Origin of the sequence: Burkholderia pyrrocinia, assembly GCF_003330765.1 — a bacterium.
Lineage (GTDB): Bacteria > Pseudomonadota > Gammaproteobacteria > Burkholderiales > Burkholderiaceae > Burkholderia > Burkholderia pyrrocinia_B.
In genome coordinates, this window is the sequence record NZ_CP024902.1 from 3,435,944 (window position 1) to 3,454,026 (window position 18,083).

An 18,083-nucleotide genomic window follows, 5' to 3' on the forward strand; every position below is an offset into this window, starting at 1 on the left:
CCGCTCCTTGCTGATGCAGCCGTGCAAACAACGACGACTGCACGGCCGGGTGGCTCGATGCAGGCGACAAACAATCATCAAGCAGGTCGGGGAAATCATGTCGAAAATCATATCGGCCGTCACACGGCTGCTGTCTCGCCTCACTGTTCCTATCACTGCTCCTGTTACGCATCGGCTGATGCCGGCGGCGCGACTTCGCACCGTCGACATCCGATGCGCCGACACGGTCCGCATCGTCACCCGACATCACGACGCCTCGATTCGATAGGCAAACCCCGGGAAGCCCCAGCCGGGCGCATGCGCGCCACGACGACGATCCGCGCCGTTCGCGCGGGCATTGCCGCCGACGGCCGCCCCGCGCGCAAAACAAGCGCGCAGGGCGGCGACGGCTGCGAGATGTCGTACGCCCCGCAGCGCCGAGGCCAGGCCTCCCATGCCCCAAGCGCCGCGCCGGTCGGGCCGGCGCATACCGACACGAAGGAGGCGCCCGCCCAGCAAACGACCCCACTCCGACACAACCAGAAGACCCATTGCGCATCTGGACGATCGAGATCCCGTCCCGAATGACCTTCTCGTCGCACCGGCCGCACATTCCAGCTTTCAAGGGAGAAACCCATCATGAAGCATTCCTTACTGACCAAGGCGGCGCTTGCCGCATCGCTCGCTTGCGTGGCCGTCGCGGTATCGGCTGGACAAGCCAGCTCGACGTTCGGCGTGTCCGCCACCGTCAACGCAACCTGCCTGATCGACTCGGCGAGCGCGCTGACCTTCCCCGCCTACACGCCGGGCACCGGCGATCAGACGGCGCAGTCGGCGATCACGGTCCGCTGCACGAACGGCACGAATTTCAACATCGGCCTGAATGCGGGCACCACGTCGGGCGCCACGGTCGCGAGCCGCATCATGACGAGCGGCTCGAATCAGCTCAATTACACGCTGTACCAGGATTCGAGCCGCTCGGTCGTCTGGGGCAATACGCCGCCGACCGACACCGTCAATGGCACGGGCGCAGGCATGGCGATGGCCCAGGCGATCACCAGGACCGTCTACGGCAAGGTGCCGGACCAGCCCAACGCCGTGCCGGGCAACTACGCCGACACGGTGACCGTCACCGTGACGTTTTAGCGCGGCGCGGGAGGGCCCGCCGCATCCCGCATGCGCGCGCCCTCCCCACCGGCCGCCGCCGCGCCCGTCGCACGCAGCGCTGCGCATGGCGAAGCGAATCTCACAGGGGTAGATCTGCGATGAAACCGAACATGTGCCAACTCGCGAAGTGGATCGCGGCCGCAACGCTTGCCGCGGCATGCGTCGACAGTCATGCAACGAACTTCACGGTGTCTCCCGTTCGCGTCGAGCTGTCCGCGGCGCACACGAGCGTCGCGCTCACGGTCAGGAACGAGTCGGCCGACGAACCCGTGATCGTCCAGCTGGGTACCGCCGCGTGGTCGCAGAGCGCGGGCGACGACGTCTATGCGTCCACCGGCGACCTGATTGCCGCTCCGCCCATTTTCACGATCCCGCCCGGCGGTTCGCAGGTCGTGCGGGTCGGCCTGCGACACGCGCCGAGCGCGGATCAGGAGATCGGCTACCGGCTCTATCTGCGCGAAGTGCCGCCCACGCCGAAGCCGGGGTTCGCCGGCGTGCAGATCGCGCTCGAAATGAGCCTGCCGATCTTCGTGAGGCCGAAGACCGACACTGCCCCTCGCCTGCGCTGGGCAGCGGCCCCGCGTCCGAACGGCGCCGGCATGCTCGCGTTGCGCGTGACCAACGAAGGCACCGCGCATGCGCAGGTGGCAAACCTCGAGCTGCTCACGCCGGGCAGCGACCGGCCGGTCGCCACGCATGCGGAATTTGCCTACATTCTGCCGGGCCAGTCGCGGCAGCTGATGTTCAAACCCGGCTCCGGCACCGTACCGGCCGTTGCTTCCGGATTGCATTTGGTCGGCTACTCCGATGCAGGCAACATCGACTCCACGATCGCGCCGAGCGACCGCTAAGGCGGCGATCCTGATCGCGATCATCATGAGCACACGGATGACATTCGCGGAAGAACGTCCGGTCGCGGCACAAGCGGCACCGGCGGCGCACGCTGCGGCGGGCGGCGCGGCCGAGCTGCTGTATCAGGTCGACATCAACCGGCAGGGGCTCGACGAAACCGCGTTGCTGATCAAGGCGGGCGACGGCGAATTCTACGTGTCGGCCGACGACCTGAAGCGCTGGCGGCTCAAGTTGCCGGACGTCCGGCCGCTGGCCGGCGCCGACGCGCCGTTCTACCCGCTGAAGTCGATCGCGGGGCTCGCCTGCACGGTCGACGAGCAACATCTGACGATGTCGATCAGCGTGCCTGCCGACGCGTTCGTCGGCGCATCGTTCGACGAGACGGAGCGGAATCGCCTGCCCGCGGTCGAGCCGGGCATCGGCGGCTTCTTCAATTACGACCTGCTCGCCGAGCAGGCCGCGGGCCAGACGCATGGCTCGGGCCTGTTCGAACTCGGCTTCTTCAACCGCTTCGGCGTCGGCGTCGGCACGTTCCTCGCGGACGAGTCGGGCCCGACCCGCCGGCTGACGCGCCTCGAAACCACGTGGACGACCGATCGACCCGGCAAGCTCGCCAGCCTGCGCATCGGCGACGCGATCAGCCGCCCCGGCATGTGGGGCCGCGCGATCCGCTTCGGCGGCATTCAGTACGCGACCAATTTCGCGACGCAGCCCGGGCTCGTCACGATTCCGCTCCAGGGCGTGAGCGGGCAGGCCGTGCTGCCTTCGACCGTCGACGTCTACGTCAACAACGCGCTCACGTCGACGCGCGACGTCGCGCCCGGCCCGTTCGCGATCAACAACGTGCCCGTGGTGACCGGCCAGGGCGACGTGCGGGTCGTGGTGCGCGACGTCATGGGCCGCGAGCAGGTGATCACCCAATCGTTTTACGCGAGCGCGAATCTCCTCAAGCAAGGCATGCAGGACTTCTCGTACGAAGTCGGCAAGGAGCGGCGGGATTTCGGCCTGGCAAGCAACGACTACGGACGATGGTTCGCCAGCGTGACGCACCGGATCGGGGTGACCGACCGGTTCACCGGCGAGATCCACGCCGAAGCCGAAGCATCCCGGCAGAACCTCGGCGTCGGCGGCGTGGTGCTGGCCGGGCCGCTCGGCGTCGTCAATGCGGCCGCGGCGGCGAGCCGCAGCACCGACGGCCCCGGCGCCCTCGCGGTGATCGGCGTCGAGAGCCAGTCAGGCCTCGTCGACATCGGCGCGCACGCGCAATGGGCCACGCCGCATTTCGCGCAGATCGGGCTCGAGCCGGGCACGCCCGCGCCGAAGCTGCTGACGAGCTTCAACATCGGCGTCGGGATGGGCCGCTTCGGCTCGCTCGGGCTCGCACACGTATTCGTCGACGATCGCGGCGGCTACAAGGTTCAGCTGCTGTCGCTCAGCTACAGCGTTCAGCTCGGACGCTTCGGCTTCGCGAACGTCAGCGTCAGCAAGCCGCTGGGCGGATCGGGCGCGACCAGCGTCGGCGTCGCGTGGACGATACCGATCGACAACCGCACGAGCGCGTCCTTCGCGATGACGCACCAGCAGGGCGCCACCGACATGCTTGCGCAAGTGCAGCGCAGCCTGCCGGTCGGCGAAGGATTCGGCTACTCGGTTCAGGCGGGCAACAACACGCAGGATGCGAGCGCGACGCTGCAGACGCGCACCGGCGCCTACAGCGTCGAGGCCGCGTCCTATCGCGGCCGGGCCGGCGTACGGGCCAACGCATCGGGCGGCGTCGCATTCGTCGACGGCACGGCGCGCCTGTCGCGCCAGATCACGGACAGCTTCGCGCTCGTCAAGGTGCCGGGCTTCGCCAACGTCGGCATCCTCGCGGACAACCAGCTCGTCGCTCACACCGACGCCAACGGCGTCGCGCTGCTGCCACGGCTGCGCGCCTACGAAAGCAATCCGATCTCGATCGAGCAGGCCGACCTGCCGTTCGACGCGAAGATCGGCACGCTGAAGCTCGACGCGGTGCCCTATTTCCGCAGCGGCATGGCGCTCGAGTTTCCGATCTCGCGTTCGCGCGGCGCGGTGCTCACGCTCGATCTCGAGAACGGCGGTCACTTGCCGGCAGGCGCGGTCGTCACGGTCGCGGGGCAGAAGGATGCCTTCCCGGTCGGCCATGACGGCGTCGTCTATCTCACCGGACTGTCGGCGCAGAACCGCCTGCGCGCGACGTGGCGCAACCAGCAGTGCGACCTGACCGTCCGCTTTCCCGCCGGCGACGATCCGCTGCCGGACCTGGGCACCCATCTTTGCAAGGGAGTCACACCATGAGACATCGCAAGCATGCCGGGCGGCGTGACCGGCTGACGCGCCTTCGCGCCGCCGCGACGGCGCTCGCGGCCGGCGCGGCCGTGCTGCCCGCGCTGCCCGCGCTCGCGGCGACCACCTGCACGATGAATGCGCCGTCGTCGATGGTGTTCGGCACGTACGACACGATCAATGCCGCCACCTCCGCGGTCACGATCTCGGTCAACTGCACCGGCAGCGGTACCGCCACGCCGACGGTGTCGGCAAGCATGGGCGGCGGCACCTACGCGAATCGCCTGATGACCCGGACCGGCGGCGCGCAGACGTTGGGCTACAACATGTATCTCGACAGCGCGCACACGACGATCTGGGGCGACGGCACGAGCGGCACGTCGACGATTTCGTGGGGCAAGATCAACGGCGCCGCCAACTTCAGCTCGACCGTGTACGGACTGATCCGCGGCGGCCAGAACGTCGTGCCGGGCGGCTACGCGGACCAGAACATCACGATCATGTTCAACTACTAGGCGCAGCGGCGGCGCGTGCACGATCCCGCCGCCGCCGATCGCCATCACGGACTCAGACAACGGGTGCAGATCATGAATCGAACCGAGACAGCGAGTGCCGCCGCATCGCGGTGCAGGCAGTGCGGACGGCGCGGCGCGGCCCATCCCGCGCCGATACGGGCCGCTCGCCACGCGAAACGGATGCTGGCCGCGACGGCCGCGCTATCGATCGTGTTGTTCGGCGCCGCGTCAGGCCCGGCCGATGCGAAGCAGGCCATCCGGTCGCTGGCGGTCGGCGCGACGGTCCAGCCGTACGCGCGGCTCAAGGCGACCAGTCCGGCCCAGCTCGTGATCGCGAACAAGGACACGAGCATCGGCTACCTGAACGTGCCGAACGTCAACAACGCCACCGGGACGACGCTTGCGGTCCAGACCAACGACCGGGCCGGGTACACGGTGCTGGTGCAGGTTGCCGCCACCAGCCAGTCGCAGTTCAGCTCGATCGAGATCAGCGGAATCGGCAGCAAGGTCGTGCTTCCAGGGACTGGCGGCAAGATCGCCGTGCCGTATACCGCGCTCAACACGACCTTCACGGTGACCTATCGCTTCGTGTTCGCGCCGAAGGCGAAGGACGGGACCTTCGTATGGCCGATTACGTTTTCGGTGCAGCCCAACCCGTGACGTCCGGCGATCGCCGGGGCCGGCAGCCATGATCCGCGCCGTGGCTCACAGCACCGGCCCCGGCTCCTTTTCCTTGCGCAGGATCGCGTACAGGATGATCGCGCCGAACGTCGCGGTGCCGATCCCGCCGAGCCCGAAGCCGCCGATCTTCAGCGAGAAATCGCCGGCGCCGAGCACGAGCGTGACGGCCGCGACGATCAGGTTGCGGTTGTCGGAGAAGTCGACCTTGTTGACGACCCAGATCCGCGCGCCCGTCACCGCGATCAGCCCGAACACGACGATCGACACGCCGCCGAGCACCGGGCCCGGGATCGTCTGGATCACCGCGCCGAACTTCGGCGAGAAGCCGAGCACGATCGCGATCAGCGCGGCGACGACGAACACGAGCGTCGAATAGATCCGCGTGACGGCCATCACGCCGATGTTCTCCGCGTAGGTGGTCACGCCCGTGCCGCCGACGCTGCCCGACACGATCGTTGCGATGCCGTCGCCGATGAACGCGCGGCCGACGTAGCGATCGAGGTTGTGCCCCGTCATCGCGCTGACGGCCTTGATGTGGCCGAGGTTCTCGGCGACGAGAATCACCGCGATCGGCGCGAGCATCAGCATCGCGCGCGGTTCGAACACGGGTGCACGGAAGGTCGGCACACCGAACCACGCTGCATGCGCGACGATCGAGAAGTCGATCGGCTTGCCGAGCCCCATGCCGTTGGTCGCGATCGCGTAGAGCACGTACGCGATCACGAGCCCGACGAGGATCAGCAGGCGCTGCATCATCCCGCGCGCGAACACCGCGACGCCACCCACCGACAGCACCGTGACGAGCGCCATCACCGAGTCGAAAGTCGACGCCGAGACGCCCTTGACCGCGATCGGCGCGAGGTTCAGCCCGATCACCGCGACGACCGCGCCGGTGACGACGGGCGGCATCAGCGTCTCGATCCAGCGCGTGCCGATCGCCTGCACCAGCGCGCCGAGCGCAACGTACACGACGCCGCACGCGACGATCCCGCCGAGCGCGACCGGGATGTTCGGGTTCGGGCCGCTGCCGCCGTAGCCCGTCACCGCGATCACGAGGCCGATGAACGCGAAGCTCGAGCCGAGGTAGCTCGGCACGCGGCCGCCGACCAGCACGAAGAACAGCAGCGTGCCGATGCCCGACATGAAGATGCACAGGTTCGGGTCGAAGCCCATCAGCAGCGGCGCGAGCACGGTCGAGCCGAACATCGCGACGACGTGCTGCACGCCCATCGCGACCATCTGCGGCCACGACAGGCGCTCGTCGGGGCCGACCACGCGCGACGCCGCGCCGGTCGATTGCACCCGCCAGCGCGGGAAGTAGGAATCGGACATGGGAAAAGGGCTCCTGTCGGTCGCCGGCTGCGGAGGGTGCGCCGGTCTGGAATCTGGCGCGAGTTTACGGAGCGGAAATGGGGCTGGCAAGCGGGGGACACGCGGGGCCGTCAAGCGCGGGGGGCGACTTGCCGCATGCGCGAACCGGTGCGCGGCCGCGCGGCCCGGTTGCGTCGGCCGTCCGCGCAGGGCGCGCGGGCGGCGGCGGATGGCGCCGGCAGCGATGCAAGCGTGCGCTCACATCGCTGCCGACGCACCGTGCATCAAGGATTGATGTACTGGAACAGCGACAGGTTCTGCAGTTGCGAGTAGGCCTTCTGCGCGCCGGTCAGCGCGTTCTGCACCTGCAGGTACTGGCTGATCGTCGTCACCATGTTGGTGCTGGTCAGGTCCGACAGGTTGCTGGTCGTCTGCAGCGACGCGGTCTGGTTGACGGTCTGCATCGCCTTGACCTCCTGCTCGCGGCCGCCGACCGACGCCTGGATCGTCGTGACGTTGCGCATCGTGTTGCCGAGCTTGGTCGAGCCCGTCATCAGCGCGTTCGTGAGCGCCGCGCCCGCGACCGCATTGCCCGTCACGGGCGTCTTCAGCGCCGCGATCATCGAGTCGAGCGTCGAGAACACGTCGGAGCCGCCGCTCGCCTGCGGCGCGGGCGCCACCGCGAACGTGTCGCCGGCGGCCGGCGTACCCGACACCGACACCGTCATCCCGCCGCCGAGCGAAATCGCCGAGCCCGCCGAGTAGGCCTGCGCCGGCGTGGTGGTCGGCGGGCTGGCCGATTTGTCGGTCACCGTGTAGGTCGGCGCGGCGGACGTGCCGCCGAACTGGATCGTGAACTGGTGGCCGTTCGTCGCGACCGACGGATTCGTCACCGTGACCGCGGTAATCGTGCCGGTGCCCGTGTTGGCGGCACCGGCCGACGGCACCGGCGCGCTGCCGATCCCCGGCACCGACATGAACACGGCCGCGCCCGTGTCGCCCTGCGACACGCTGCTCGAATCGGCGATCTGCACCTGGCGCGTGCCCGTGTCGCCGACATACGCGATGCTGCCGTTCGGCGTGGTCGTAAACGGCGCCGCCGAATTCTTCGTGCCGGCGAACAGATAGTTGCCGGCGCCGTCGTTCGTGTTCGCGAGCGTCGTCAACTGGTCGCGGTAGCCCTGCAGTTGCGTCGCAAGCGCCGAGCGGTCGCTGTCGGACAGCGAACCGTCGCCCGCGCGCACCAGCAGCGTCTGTGCGCTCGTCAGCACGCCGCTCACGCTCTGCAGCGTCTGGTCCTCGGCCTGCAGCGACGCGAGTGCCGTGTTCTGGTTGGTCGCGTACTGCGACAGCGTCGCCGAGGTCATCGACAGCTGCACGGCCTGCGCCGCGCCGACCGGGTTGTCGGCCGCCGTCTGCAGGCTCACGCCGCTCGAGATCTGCTGATACAGCTGCGCGAGCTGGGCCTGCTGGTCGTTCATCTGCGAGACGTTCAACTGGAAAAACTGGGCGCTGGAGATCCGCATCGCTTCTATCCTCTCGAATCCGGTCAGTTGAACAGGCCAAGCACGGTCTGGAACAGCGTCGCCGCCGTCTGGATCACCTTCGCGTTCGCCTGGTAAAGCTGCTGGTACTGCATCAGGTTGGCCGCTTCCTCGTTCTGGTTCACGCCCGACACCGACTGCTGTGCGGTGGTGATCTGGCCGACCAGCGCGGTCTGCGCGGCGCTCGACGACTTGAGCTGGGTCGCCGTGTTGCCGATGCCGTTCACGTAGTTCGCGTACGCGCCCGTGAGCGTCGTCGTGCCGCTGCCGAGCGCCTTCGCATTGACCAGTTGCGACAGCGCGAGCGCGTTGGAGCCGTCGCTGGTGCCGCCCGCGTACGGCCCGATCGTGAACGAATCGCCGGTCGCCGGGGCGCCGGACAGCGTGACGCTCACGCCGTTGAGCGCGCCCGCGGCCGTCCCCGACATCGTCATCGTCGCGCCGGCCGCCGGGTCGTACGGCACGGTGTCGGTCGCATTGTTGATCGTCACCGTCGTCGGCGGCGTGCCGGCGATCTTCACCGTGGTGCCGACCGGGAAGCCCGACAGCGACTTCGACGCCGCGTCGTAGGTCAGCTTGGTGGTCGGCACCTGATAGCCCGAGGTCACTCCGCTCAGCGTGATCTTGCCGGTGCCGGTGTTGGTGCTCGCCGCCGACGTGACGGCCGGCGACGCGGCCGCGATCGCCGAGCCGCTCGTCGTCGCGAGGCCGAAGCCGTTCAGCGCGCCGCGCGTCGGCAGCACGGTGAACGCGTCGCCGGCCTGCATCTGCGGGCCGGTCCCGGTCGAGAAGTCTAGCCCGCCGAGCGTGACCGGCATCGGCCCTGCCTTCTGGTCGACCACCGAACCGCTCGCACGGTCGGTCAGCGTGTAGTTCGTGCCGTCGTAGGACAGCGTGTAGTCGCTCGTCGTCGGCTGCGACGCGTTCGCGAACGACACGGACAGCGTCGCGGTGCCCGTATTCCCCTGGTTCGCGTATACGGCCGGGGACGGCGTCGTGAACAGGTTGCCGCCCGGGTTGCCCGACAGGTCGATGCCGAGCGCGTTCTGCGCGTTGACCTGCGCGGCGAAGCTGGTCGCGATCGCACCGAGCTGCGCCTGCGCGGGGTCGAGCGTCTGGCTGCGGAACGCGAGCAGGCCGCCGAGCGTGCCGCCCGACAGCGACGCATCGGGCAGCGCCTGGTTCGGCCCCTGCGGGTTCGCACCGGCGATCCCCTGCGACACGACGGTCAGCTCGCTCGGGTCCGACTGCGATGTGGCCGTCGCGAGCTGGTAGCTCTTGTCGGCGACGACGAGCGGCTGGCCGCCCGACAGGAACACGCTGTAGCCGCTGTCGTTGCGCACGACCTGGATGCCGGCGAGGCCCGACAGGTTCGACACCGCGAGGTCGCGCTGATCCATCAGCTGGTTCGGCGGCTGGCCCTGGCTGCTCGCCGCCGCGATCTGCTGGTTCAGTTGCGCGATCTGCGCGGTGTACGTGTTGATCTGCGACACGGTGCTGGTGAGCTGCGTGTTGACGCTCTGGCGCAGCGCGTCGTACTGCTGGCCGGCCGCGTTGATCTGGTTGGCCAGCGTCTGCGCATTGCTGATCGCGGTCTGCCGCACCGACGGATCGGAAGCGTTGTTCGCAATGTTCTGCAGCCCGGTGAAGTAGCTCGTGATCCCGGTCGAAATCCCGGCCGTCGGGCTGCCGATGTAGTTGTTCAGCTGCGCGACGAGCGTGTACCACGTCGACAGCGCACCGCCCTGCGTCTGCGCGCCGTTCAGCTGGTCGCTCAGGTACTGGCTGTACTGCCGCTGCACGGTGACGGTGTTCACGCCCTGCGGCATGTAGCCGCTGCTCGTGTATTGGCCGCTCGCCTCGGCATAGACGGGTCGTTCGACCGAATAGCCCGGCGTCGCGGCGTTGCTGATGTTCTGGCCGGTCGTCGTGAGGCCCCAGAGCGCGGCATTCAGGCCGCTGACGCCGAGGTTCATGAGTGTGTTGGACATGCGCGATCCTGATGAGCCGGCCGCGCTGCGGCCGCCGGGTTGCGTGACTCCCGGTATAACGGCCGCGGATCGAAAAAATTGAGGAAAAAATGCACGCGCGACGCGCGGGCGCGCGTCGCGGGTCGAAGCGTCCTGCAACCGGTGCCGGAGGCGGTGCGCGGGCAGCCCGTGCGGGGCCGGCCGCCGCGTGCGCGTCAGGCCCGCACGAGCGAGCGGCGCTTCATCTCGAGCTGCGTGATCAGCCGCTGCAGCGTGTTCTCCGCGCTGCCCGGCAGCGACATGTAGCGAAAGCCGAGCTGGTAGCGCCGCGACCCGTTCGGCATCTGCGTCGAACGCAGCGACACGAGCTGCAGGTCGAGCGACAGCTTGCCGTGGCCGGTCAGCTCGAGCTCGACGTCGGGCAGCAGCGTGCCGACCTCGAGCGCCTCGACGCGTTCGTCGGCCGTGCGCAGCCCCACGCCGCCGAGCGACAGGTTGTGCACCTCGAACAGGAAGCTCTCGCCGTCCGGCAGCTTGCCGCGGCACAGGAACGGATCGACGATCGGCGCGTCGACCCGGAAATATTCGCGGCGCTGGATGCAGACCAGCACGTCGGGGAAATCGGCGACGAACGCGGGCAGCCCCTCGTAGCGCGTCTCGCGCGGCGTGCCCGTGGTGAATTCGACGCGCACGCCCTCCGGCGAGGCCGCGAACGTGCAGTGCGACGCGCCGAGGATGCCGGCGTTCTGCTCGGACAGCGCGCCCCAGTCGAACGTGAACGTCCGCGCGCCGACGTCGACCTCGAGCAGGCGCGTCACGAGCTGGCCGCCCGGATACTGGACGGTCAGGAAATCGCCGCGGTTCACGAGGTTGCGCAACTGCACGCCGATTTCCAGCGGATTGCGGCGGGCGTAGTCGGGCCCGGAGTGGCCTGCATCCAGGCTGGGGTCCGTCGACGTTTCGATATTCATGGCTAGCCGGTCTTTCTTGTCATGGGCGCCCGGACAACCGGTGCGCAGTAAAACCGGGTCAGAACGCAGGCCCGGTCGCAGGTCTCTCACACTTAGCGGCAGTGCTGACCGAAAGTTTAGATCGAAATGCCGCTTTTTTTCGCGCAAACGTTGAAACCGCGCGCGGCGGGAAGCCGGGCGCGGTCCGAGGGGGGCAACAGGCGGCGGCGGGTGGCCCCGTCAGCCGATCTGCTGCATGATCGAAATCAGCTTCTTCGCGTAGTTCGGATCGGTCGCGTAACCGGCCTTCTGCATCCCGTGCGCGAAGCCTTCGACGCTGCGGCTCGCGCTCAGCACGCCCGAGTAGCGCGGATTGTTCTTCAGCAGGTTCGCGTAATCGGTCATCGCGTGCTCGTACGAGTCGTACGCGCGGAATTTCGCGACCACGCGGCGCGGCGTGCCGTTCACGTACTCGGTCGTCAGCGCCGACACCGTACGGCCCGTCCAGCCCTTGTTCGCCTTGATGCCGAACACGTTGTAGCTGGTCGAGCCGTCGGTCGCGCGGATCTCGCGCTTGCCCCAGCCCGATTCGAGCGCGGCCTGGCCGACGATGAAGCGCGCCGGGATGCCGGTCGACGCGCTCGCCGCCTGCGCGGGGCCCGCGAGCCGGTCGACGAATGCGTCGGCGCCCGGCGCGCCGCTCGCGCCCTTCAGCGGCGGCGTCAGCGCGCTGCCGGCCGAGTAGCCGCGGGCGCCGGCGAGCCCGCCGTTGTTCGCCGCGTTCGCATAGGCCTTCGCCATCGCGTTCATCGCGGCGAGGCTGCCTTCGTTGCCGGCCGTGCCAAGTCCGCCCGCGCCCATCCCGCCCGCGCCGACGTCGGCCGCCGTGTCGCTGCCCGCGCCCTGCCCCGCGTTGCGCAGCAGCTGCTTCATCAGCGCGTCGGCGACACCGATCCCGTGCTTCGACATCTGCTGCGCGAGCTGCTGGTCGAGCATCGACGTGTACATCTTCGACGTATGCGAATCGAACAGCCCGCCGTCGGGCGACGCGTCGCGCATGCTCTTGAGCATCATCTGCGTGAACATCGCGTCGAACTGGCCGGCGACGGCCTTCGCGCCCGCCTGCGGCGACTGCTTCGCCTGCGCGCGCAGCGCGTCGAACCCCTGCACGTCGAGCGCGAAGCGCTGCGTGAGGTCGTTCGCATTCGGAAGATTGGCTGCCATTTAGATGACCTCCAGGTCGGCGCGCAACGCGCCGGCCGCCTTCATCGCCTGCAGGATCGACATCAGGTCCGCGGGCGTCGCGCCGAGCGTGTTCAGCGCCTTCACGACGTCGGCGAGATTCGCGCCGGCCGTCACCATCTTCAGCGCGCCGTTGTCCTGCTTGAGCTGGATCTGCGACTGCTGCGCCACCACTGTCTGCCCGTTCGAGAACGGCCCCGGCTGCGACACGACCGGCTGCGTGTTGACGACGACCGACAGGTTGCCGTGCGCGACCGCGCAGCTCTGCAGCGTAACCATCTGGTTCATCACGATCGAGCCGGTGCGCGCGTTCAGGATCACCTTCGCCGCGGCCTTGTCCGGGCTCACGTCGAGGTTCTGCAGCCGTGCCATGAACGCGACCTGCTGCGCCGAGTCGGCGGGCGCGGCGAGCTGGATCGTGCGGCCGTCGAGCGCCGTCGCGGTGCCCGGGCCGAAGTTCGAGTTGACCGCGGACACGATCCGCTGCGCGGTGCCGTAGTCCATGTCGTTCAGTTGCAGTTGCAGCACGCCGTTCATCTGCGCGATCGCGTTCGGCACCCCGCGCTCGACGATCGCGCCGCCGACGATCCGGCCCGCCGCGAGCTGGTTGACCTGCACGCGGCTGCCGTTCGCACTGGCACCCGCGCCGCCGACCGCCATGTTGCCCTGCGCGAGCGCGTACACCTGCCCGTCCGCGCCCTTCAACGGCGTGAGCAGCAGCGTGCCGCCGCGCAGGCTCTTCGCGTTGCCGAGCGACGACACGGTGACGTCGAGCGCCTCGCCGGGCCGCGCGAACGGCGGCAGCGTGGACGTCACCATCACGGCCGCGACGTTCTTCAGTTGCATGTTGTTCAGCGACGACGGGCCGCCGTTGGCCGATCCGTTGTTGATCGAGATGCCGAGGTTCGCGAGCATGTTCGCGAGCGTCTGCGTCGTGAACGGCGTCTGCATCGTCTGGTCGCCCGTGCCGTCGAGGCCGACGACGAGGCCATAGCCGATCAGCGGGTTGTCACGCACGCCCTGGATCTGCGCGAGATCCTTCAGGCGTTCCGCGTGCGCGGGCGCCGCGCCGAACACGCAGGCCACGGCCGCGAACGCGACGGCGAGCCGCGCGGCGGCATGCGCGCGAGTCGACAGGCGGTTGAACAGGGTCGTCTGCATCGTCATCACCACGGCGCGATGTTGAGGAAGAAGCGCTGCAGCCAGCCCATCGTCTCGGCTTCGTTGATGTAGCCCTTCGACGAGTATTCGATCTTCGCGTCGGCGACCTGCGTCGAATAGACCGAGTTCGCGCCCGAGATCGTGTTCGGGTTGACGACCCCCGAGAAGCGCACGAATTCGTTGCCCTGGTTGATCAGCATCTGCTTCTCGCCGCTGACCACGAGGTTGCCGTTCGGCAGCACGTTGGTGACGGTCACCGTGATCGTGCCGTTGAACGTGTTCGCCGCGCTCGCGCCGCCGGTGGCCGCGAACTTGTTCGCGCCGGTCGCAGACAGGTTCGCCTTCGCGAACAGCCCGCCGAGGAAGCCGGCCGTCGGCACGTTGAAGTCGGTGTTGCCCTGCCGGTTCGTGTTCGCGCCCGACGACTTGGTCGCGTTGATGTTCTCCGCGATCATGATCGTCAGGATGTCGCCGATGTTGCGCGGCCGCTGATCCTCGAAAAGCGGCCGCCCCGCGTAGCCGGGGTTGTAGATCGAGCCGGGCGCCTGCATCGACATCGGCCTCGGCGGCTGCGCCGTCATCGGCTGCTGGATGATCGGATCGCGCGGGATCTGCGCGCAACCGGCGAGCGCCGCCACCGCGAACGCGCACGCGGCGCGGACGGTGGCTGACGGGAGGAGGCGAACCTGCTTCATGGCGACGACGGGGAGTTCCGGTTAGCTCTTCATCTGCGTGACGGTCTGCAGCATCTGGTCGGACGTGGTCACGGCCTTGCTGTTGATCTCGTAGGCACGCTGCGTCTGGATCATGTTGACGAGCTCCTGCACGACGTTCACGTTCGACGCCTCGACATAGCCCTGGTTGAGCGCGCCCGCGCCGTTCAGCCCCGGCTGCGACACGTTGGGCGCGCCCGACGACGTGGTCTCCGAGAACAGGTTCTCGCCCCTCGCCTCGAGGCCGGCCGGGTTGATGAAGGTCGCGATCTGCAGCGAGCCGATCTGCACCGCGTTGCCCGAGCCCGGCTGCGTGACCGACACGACGCCGTCCTTGCCGATCGTCAGCGACTGCGCGTTCTGCGGCACGGTGATCGCCGGCAGGATCTGGTAGCCGCTCGACGTGACGAGCTGGCCCTGCGCGTTGGTCTGGAACGAGCCGTCGCGCGTGTACGCGTTGGTGCCGTCCGGCATCAGCACCTGGAAGAAGCCCGCGCCGTTGATCGCGACATCCTTCGAGTTGCCGGTCTGCGTGAGGCCGCCCTGCGTGTACAGGCGCTCGGTCGCGACCTGCTGCACGCCGGTGCCGAGCTGCAGGCCCGACGGCAGCTCGGTCTGCTGCGTCGAGTTCGCGCCGGGCTGGCGGATGGTCTGGTAAAGCAGATCCTCGAACACCGCGCGCGACGCCTTGAAGCCGTTCGTGCTGGTGTTCGCGAGGTTGTTCGAAATCACGTCCATCTGCGCCTGCTGCGCATTCATGCCGGTGGCGGCGATGTAGAGCGAACGGTTCACTTGTAAGGTCTCCTGCGTGGGCTGGCGCGGGCGCTCAGCTGAAGTTGAGCAGCTGGTTCGCCGACTGCTCGTTCTGGTCGGCCGTCTGGATCAGCTTCGACTGAAGCTGGAACGCGCGCGCGTTGTCGATCATCGCGACCATCGCGGTCACCGGGTTGACGTTGCTGCCTTCGAGCGAATTCGGCGTGACGACCACGGTCGGGTCGGTGTCGGCCGGATTGCCGTCGGCGGTGCGGAACAACCCGTCGTTGCCGCGCGTAAGCGTGGCCGGATCGGGATTGACGAGCTTCATCTGGTCGACGATCGCGACCGCCGTCGGCGGGTCGCCCGGCATCAGCGCGGACACCGTGCCGTCCTTGCCGATCGTCACTTCCGCGTTCGGCGGCACCGAGATCGGGCCGCCGTTGCCGATCACCGGCAGGTTGCTCGCATTGACGAGCTGGCCGTTCTCGTCGACGTGCAGGTTGCCGGCGCGCGTGTACGCCTCGCTGCCGTCGGCCGTCTGCACGGACATCCAGCCGGCGCCCTGCACGGCGACGTCGAGCGGATTGCCGGTGCGCGTGATCGGCCCCGGCGCGAAATCCGCGCCGGGCGTCGACGCGAGCACATAGGTGCGGGTCGTCGTCGGGTCGATCGTGCTGCCGTCGCCGAAATTCATCGGCACCGCGCGATACGTCGCGAGCTGCGCGCGAAAACCCGTCGTCGATGCGTTCGCGAGGTTGTTCGCGACGATCGCCTGCTGGTCGAGCGACTGCGACGCGCCCGTCATCGCCGTGTAGATCAGTCGGTCCATGGCTGCCGGTTATCCGTGCGTCACAGGTTGATGAGCGTCTGGTCGACGGTCTGCTGCGTCTTGATCGTCTGCGCGTTCGCCTGGTAGTTGCGCTGCGCGGTGATCAGGTTCACGAGCTGCGACGTGAGGTCGACGTTCGAGTTCTCGAGCGCGCTGCCCTGCAGCGTGCCGTGGTTCGTGCTGCCTGGCGCGGAGACCTGCGGCACGCCCGATGCGGCGCTCTCCGCATACTGGTTGCCGCCGAGGTTGACCAGCCCGTTCGGGTTGTTGAAGTTCGCGAGCGCGATCTGGCCGAGCACGGCGGACTTGCCGTTCGAGTAGTTGCCGGTCAGCTTGCCGTCGGTGCCGATCGTGTAGGTCGTCAGCGTGCCGCTCGCGAAGCCGTCCTGCACGAGGTTGTTCACGCCGTCCTTGCCGCCGTACTGCGTCGTGCCGGTCAGGTCGAGCGTGAGGCTCTGCGGCGTCGCCGAGCCGTCGGTGTTCGGCACGGTGAACTGGAACTGGCCGACCGACGTGGTCGGCGTCGGCGGTGTGCCCGTCGTCGTGCTCTGGATCGCACCCGACGAGTTGAACGTGACCGTGCCGAGATCGGTCGTGGCGCCGCCCTGGACGCCCGCGTACGCTTCCCACGTGCCGGCCGCCGACTTCGCGAAGTAGATGTTGACCGCCTGCGAACCGCCGAGCGAGTCGTACACCTGGATCGACGTCGAGTAGTTGGAGGTCGTGGTGTCGTTCGGGTCGAACGGCGTCTTGGTCGGCACCGTATCCTGCGAGTTCAGGTTGAACTGGCCGGTGATCTTGGTCGTCACGGTCGGCGCGATGTTGTTGGTCGGCGCCTGCAGCGGCACGGTCTGCGCGGTGTTGATCACGCCGCCCGGGCCCGCCGCGTAGCCCATCAGGTTGCGGCCTTGCGAGTCGACGATGAAGCCGCTCTTGTCGCGCTGGAACGTACCGTCGCGCGAGTAGGTCGTCACGCCGTTGTTCGACATCTGGAAGAAGCCGTTGCCGTTGATCGCGACGTCGAGCGACGAACTCGTCGTATTGATCGTGCCCTGGCCGAAGTTCTGCTCCACCGAGTTCAGCGCCGTGCCGATGCCGATCTGCGTGTTGACCGACGTCGCGACCGAGTTCGCGTACATGTCGGCGAACTGCGCGGTGCTCGACTTGAAGCCGACCGTGTTCGCGTTCGCGATGTTGTTGCCGATCACGTCGAGCGCGTTCGATGCGCCGGCGAGGCCGCTCAGACCCTGTTGATAACCCATTTCGGTCTCCGTTTCGAGAAAGCTCGATCAGTTGGTAGTGGTGCCGCCGGACGAGGACGAAGCCGACGTGGACGACGTGCTGTTCGGGAAAATCGACGCGACCTGGGTGAGCCCCACCGTCGTGCCGTTCGACAGCACGAGCCCCGCCGTGCCGTCCGCCTGCTTGATCACGCTCTGTACCTGCGCGGCCGCGAGCACGGTCGGCGCGTAGGTCTTGCCGTCGGTGCCGGTGTACTGCGCGCTGACCGTGTACTTGCCGTCCGGCAGCGCGTTGCCGGCCGCATCGGTCGGTGTCCAGTTGAACGGCACGGTACCGGCCGACTGCTTGCCCGCGTTGATCGTGTTGACGACGACGCCCGCGTCGTTCTTCACGGTGATCGTCAGGTTCGACACGTCGCTCGTGAGCGACACGCCGAACGGTGACGCCGCGCCGCTCTTCACCGCGACGGCGTTGCCGGGCGCGAGCACGTTGCTGCCGATCAGCAGCGCGGCCTGCGTCTGCTGGCCGGCCGCGAGCTGCGTCGACAGCGACGTGAGCGACGTGTTCAGCTGCGCAATGCCGCTCACCGTGTTGATCTGCGCGAGCTGCGAGGTCATCTGCGAGCTGTCGACCGGGCTGGTCGGATCCTGGTTCTGCAGCTGCGTGACGAGCAGCTTCAGGAACGTCGCCTGCAGGTCGCTCGCCGACGTGCCGTTGGTCGACGACACGTTGTTGGTGTTCATCGTGTCGGTCGGCAAGGTCGACACGTTGGTGCCGCTGCCGCCGATCGTCGTGTTGGAGGATGTCATCCTGGCTGGCCTTCTGTCGGAACTGTCGGGTCTGTAAGGTCGGTCGGCGCGCGGC

General features: G+C 68.2%; 16 protein-coding genes. 5 read left to right on the plus strand and 11 right to left on the minus strand.

All coding sequences use genetic code 11. The features are described from left to right. Positions 1-618 precede the first annotated feature (618 nt). The 5 genes from CUJ89_RS16650 to CUJ89_RS16670 all read left to right on the plus strand — a co-directional run bounded on the left by CUJ89_RS16650 (position 619) and on the right by CUJ89_RS16670 (position 5,480). Positions 619-1,125, plus strand: a complete 507-nt coding sequence (locus tag CUJ89_RS16650; RefSeq protein ID WP_114178278.1) for a spore coat U domain-containing protein — start codon at positions 619-621, stop codon at positions 1,123-1,125. Between the two features lie 131 nt (positions 1,126-1,256). Next, positions 1,257-1,997: a molecular chaperone gene (locus tag CUJ89_RS16655; protein WP_236654899.1), complete on the plus strand. Its 741-nt coding sequence runs from the start codon at positions 1,257-1,259 to the stop codon at positions 1,995-1,997. Between the two features lie 25 nt (positions 1,998-2,022). Then, entirely contained in the window at positions 2,023-4,317 is a 2,295-nt protein-coding gene (locus tag CUJ89_RS16660) for a fimbria/pilus outer membrane usher protein (protein WP_114178280.1), read from the plus strand. Beyond that, a complete protein-coding gene (locus CUJ89_RS16665; RefSeq protein ID WP_114178281.1) occupies positions 4,314-4,820 on the plus strand; it encodes a spore coat U domain-containing protein in 507 nt (168 codons plus the stop codon). Before CUJ89_RS16660 ends, CUJ89_RS16665 begins: the two co-directional genes overlap by 4 nt. Before the next feature lie 180 nt (positions 4,821-5,000). Continuing rightward, positions 5,001-5,480 carry a hypothetical protein gene (locus tag CUJ89_RS16670; protein ID WP_236654900.1) on the plus strand — a complete coding sequence of 160 codons (480 nt, stop codon included), beginning with the start codon at positions 5,001-5,003 and terminating at the stop codon, positions 5,478-5,480. A 45-nt stretch (positions 5,481-5,525) separates the two neighbouring features. Here CUJ89_RS16670 and CUJ89_RS16675 read toward each other — a convergent pair whose 3' ends face one another. The 11 genes from CUJ89_RS16675 to CUJ89_RS16725 all read right to left on the minus strand — a co-directional run bounded on the left by CUJ89_RS16675 (position 5,526) and on the right by CUJ89_RS16725 (position 18,028). Then, positions 5,526-6,833 (minus strand): solute carrier family 23 protein, encoded by a 1,308-nt coding sequence (locus CUJ89_RS16675; RefSeq protein WP_114178282.1) that lies wholly within the window; start codon positions 6,831-6,833, stop codon positions 5,526-5,528. A 263-nt stretch (positions 6,834-7,096) separates the two neighbouring features. Continuing rightward, complete coding sequence (gene flgL, locus CUJ89_RS16680; protein ID WP_114178283.1) at positions 7,097-8,338, minus strand: flagellar hook-associated protein FlgL; 1,242 nt, start codon at positions 8,336-8,338, stop codon at positions 7,097-7,099. A 23-nt stretch (positions 8,339-8,361) separates the two neighbouring features. Continuing rightward, positions 8,362-10,347 carry a flagellar hook-associated protein FlgK gene (gene flgK / locus CUJ89_RS16685; RefSeq protein ID WP_114178284.1) on the minus strand — a complete coding sequence of 662 codons (1,986 nt, stop codon included), beginning with the start codon at positions 10,345-10,347 and terminating at the stop codon, positions 8,362-8,364. Between the two features lie 194 nt (positions 10,348-10,541). Then, positions 10,542-11,297, minus strand: a complete 756-nt coding sequence (locus CUJ89_RS16690) for a flagellar brake protein (protein ID WP_114178285.1) — start codon at positions 11,295-11,297, stop codon at positions 10,542-10,544. Positions 11,298-11,516: 219 nt separating this feature from the next. After that, positions 11,517-12,500: a flagellar assembly peptidoglycan hydrolase FlgJ gene (gene flgJ / locus CUJ89_RS16695; RefSeq protein ID WP_114178286.1), complete on the minus strand. Its 984-nt coding sequence runs from the start codon at positions 12,498-12,500 to the stop codon at positions 11,517-11,519. After that, on the minus strand, positions 12,501-13,679 hold the full coding sequence (locus tag CUJ89_RS16700) for a flagellar basal body P-ring protein FlgI (protein ID WP_114178655.1): 1,179 nt from the start codon (positions 13,677-13,679) through the stop codon (positions 12,501-12,503). A 5-nt stretch (positions 13,680-13,684) separates the two neighbouring features. Continuing rightward, complete coding sequence (gene flgH, locus CUJ89_RS16705) at positions 13,685-14,374, minus strand: flagellar basal body L-ring protein FlgH (RefSeq protein WP_114178287.1); 690 nt, start codon at positions 14,372-14,374, stop codon at positions 13,685-13,687. 21 nt (positions 14,375-14,395) lie between these two features. Continuing rightward, the gene (gene flgG, locus CUJ89_RS16710) at positions 14,396-15,184 is read right to left on the minus strand and encodes a flagellar basal-body rod protein FlgG (RefSeq protein ID WP_114178288.1); all 789 of its coding nucleotides are present in this window, start codon (positions 15,182-15,184) and stop codon (positions 14,396-14,398) included. 34 nt (positions 15,185-15,218) lie between these two features. After that, positions 15,219-15,977: a flagellar basal-body rod protein FlgF gene (gene flgF, locus CUJ89_RS16715; RefSeq protein ID WP_114178289.1), complete on the minus strand. Its 759-nt coding sequence runs from the start codon at positions 15,975-15,977 to the stop codon at positions 15,219-15,221. A gap of 20 nt (positions 15,978-15,997) precedes the next feature. Beyond that, positions 15,998-17,239 carry a flagellar hook protein FlgE gene (flgE, locus tag CUJ89_RS16720; protein ID WP_114178290.1) on the minus strand — a complete coding sequence of 414 codons (1,242 nt, stop codon included), beginning with the start codon at positions 17,237-17,239 and terminating at the stop codon, positions 15,998-16,000. Positions 17,240-17,266: 27 nt separating this feature from the next. Next, positions 17,267-18,028 (minus strand): flagellar hook assembly protein FlgD, encoded by a 762-nt coding sequence (locus tag CUJ89_RS16725; protein WP_114178291.1) that lies wholly within the window; start codon positions 18,026-18,028, stop codon positions 17,267-17,269. Positions 18,029-18,083 lie beyond the last annotated feature (55 nt).

Excerpts from the sequence above, each read along its gene's own strand:
- CUJ89_RS16650 (WP_114178278.1), top strand. The coding sequence starts at position 619 with ATGAAGCATTCCTTACTGACCAAGGCGGCGCTTGCCGCATCGCTCGCT.
- CUJ89_RS16655 (WP_236654899.1), top strand. The coding sequence starts at position 1,257 with ATGTGCCAACTCGCGAAGTGGATCGCGGCCGCAACGCTTGCCGCGGCA.
- CUJ89_RS16660 (WP_114178280.1), top strand. The coding sequence starts at position 2,023 with ATGAGCACACGGATGACATTCGCGGAAGAACGTCCGGTCGCGGCACAA.
- CUJ89_RS16665 (WP_114178281.1), top strand. The coding sequence starts at position 4,314 with ATGAGACATCGCAAGCATGCCGGGCGGCGTGACCGGCTGACGCGCCTT.
- CUJ89_RS16670 (WP_236654900.1), top strand. The coding sequence starts at position 5,001 with ATGCTGGCCGCGACGGCCGCGCTATCGATCGTGTTGTTCGGCGCCGCG.
- CUJ89_RS16675 (WP_114178282.1), bottom strand. The coding sequence starts at position 6,833 with ATGTCCGATTCCTACTTCCCGCGCTGGCGGGTGCAATCGACCGGCGCG.
- flgL (WP_114178283.1), bottom strand. The coding sequence starts at position 8,338 with ATGCGGATCTCCAGCGCCCAGTTTTTCCAGTTGAACGTCTCGCAGATG.
- flgK (WP_114178284.1), bottom strand. The coding sequence starts at position 10,347 with ATGTCCAACACACTCATGAACCTCGGCGTCAGCGGCCTGAATGCCGCG.
- CUJ89_RS16690 (WP_114178285.1), bottom strand. The coding sequence starts at position 11,297 with ATGAATATCGAAACGTCGACGGACCCCAGCCTGGATGCAGGCCACTCC.
- flgJ (WP_114178286.1), bottom strand. The coding sequence starts at position 12,500 with ATGGCAGCCAATCTTCCGAATGCGAACGACCTCACGCAGCGCTTCGCG.
- CUJ89_RS16700 (WP_114178655.1), bottom strand. The coding sequence starts at position 13,679 with ATGCAGACGACCCTGTTCAACCGCCTGTCGACTCGCGCGCATGCCGCC.
- flgH (WP_114178287.1), bottom strand. The coding sequence starts at position 14,374 with ATGAAGCAGGTTCGCCTCCTCCCGTCAGCCACCGTCCGCGCCGCGTGC.
- flgF (WP_114178289.1), bottom strand. The coding sequence starts at position 15,977 with ATGGACCGACTGATCTACACGGCGATGACGGGCGCGTCGCAGTCGCTC.
- flgE (WP_114178290.1), bottom strand. The coding sequence starts at position 17,239 with ATGGGTTATCAACAGGGTCTGAGCGGCCTCGCCGGCGCATCGAACGCG.
- CUJ89_RS16725 (WP_114178291.1), bottom strand. The coding sequence starts at position 18,028 with ATGACATCCTCCAACACGACGATCGGCGGCAGCGGCACCAACGTGTCG.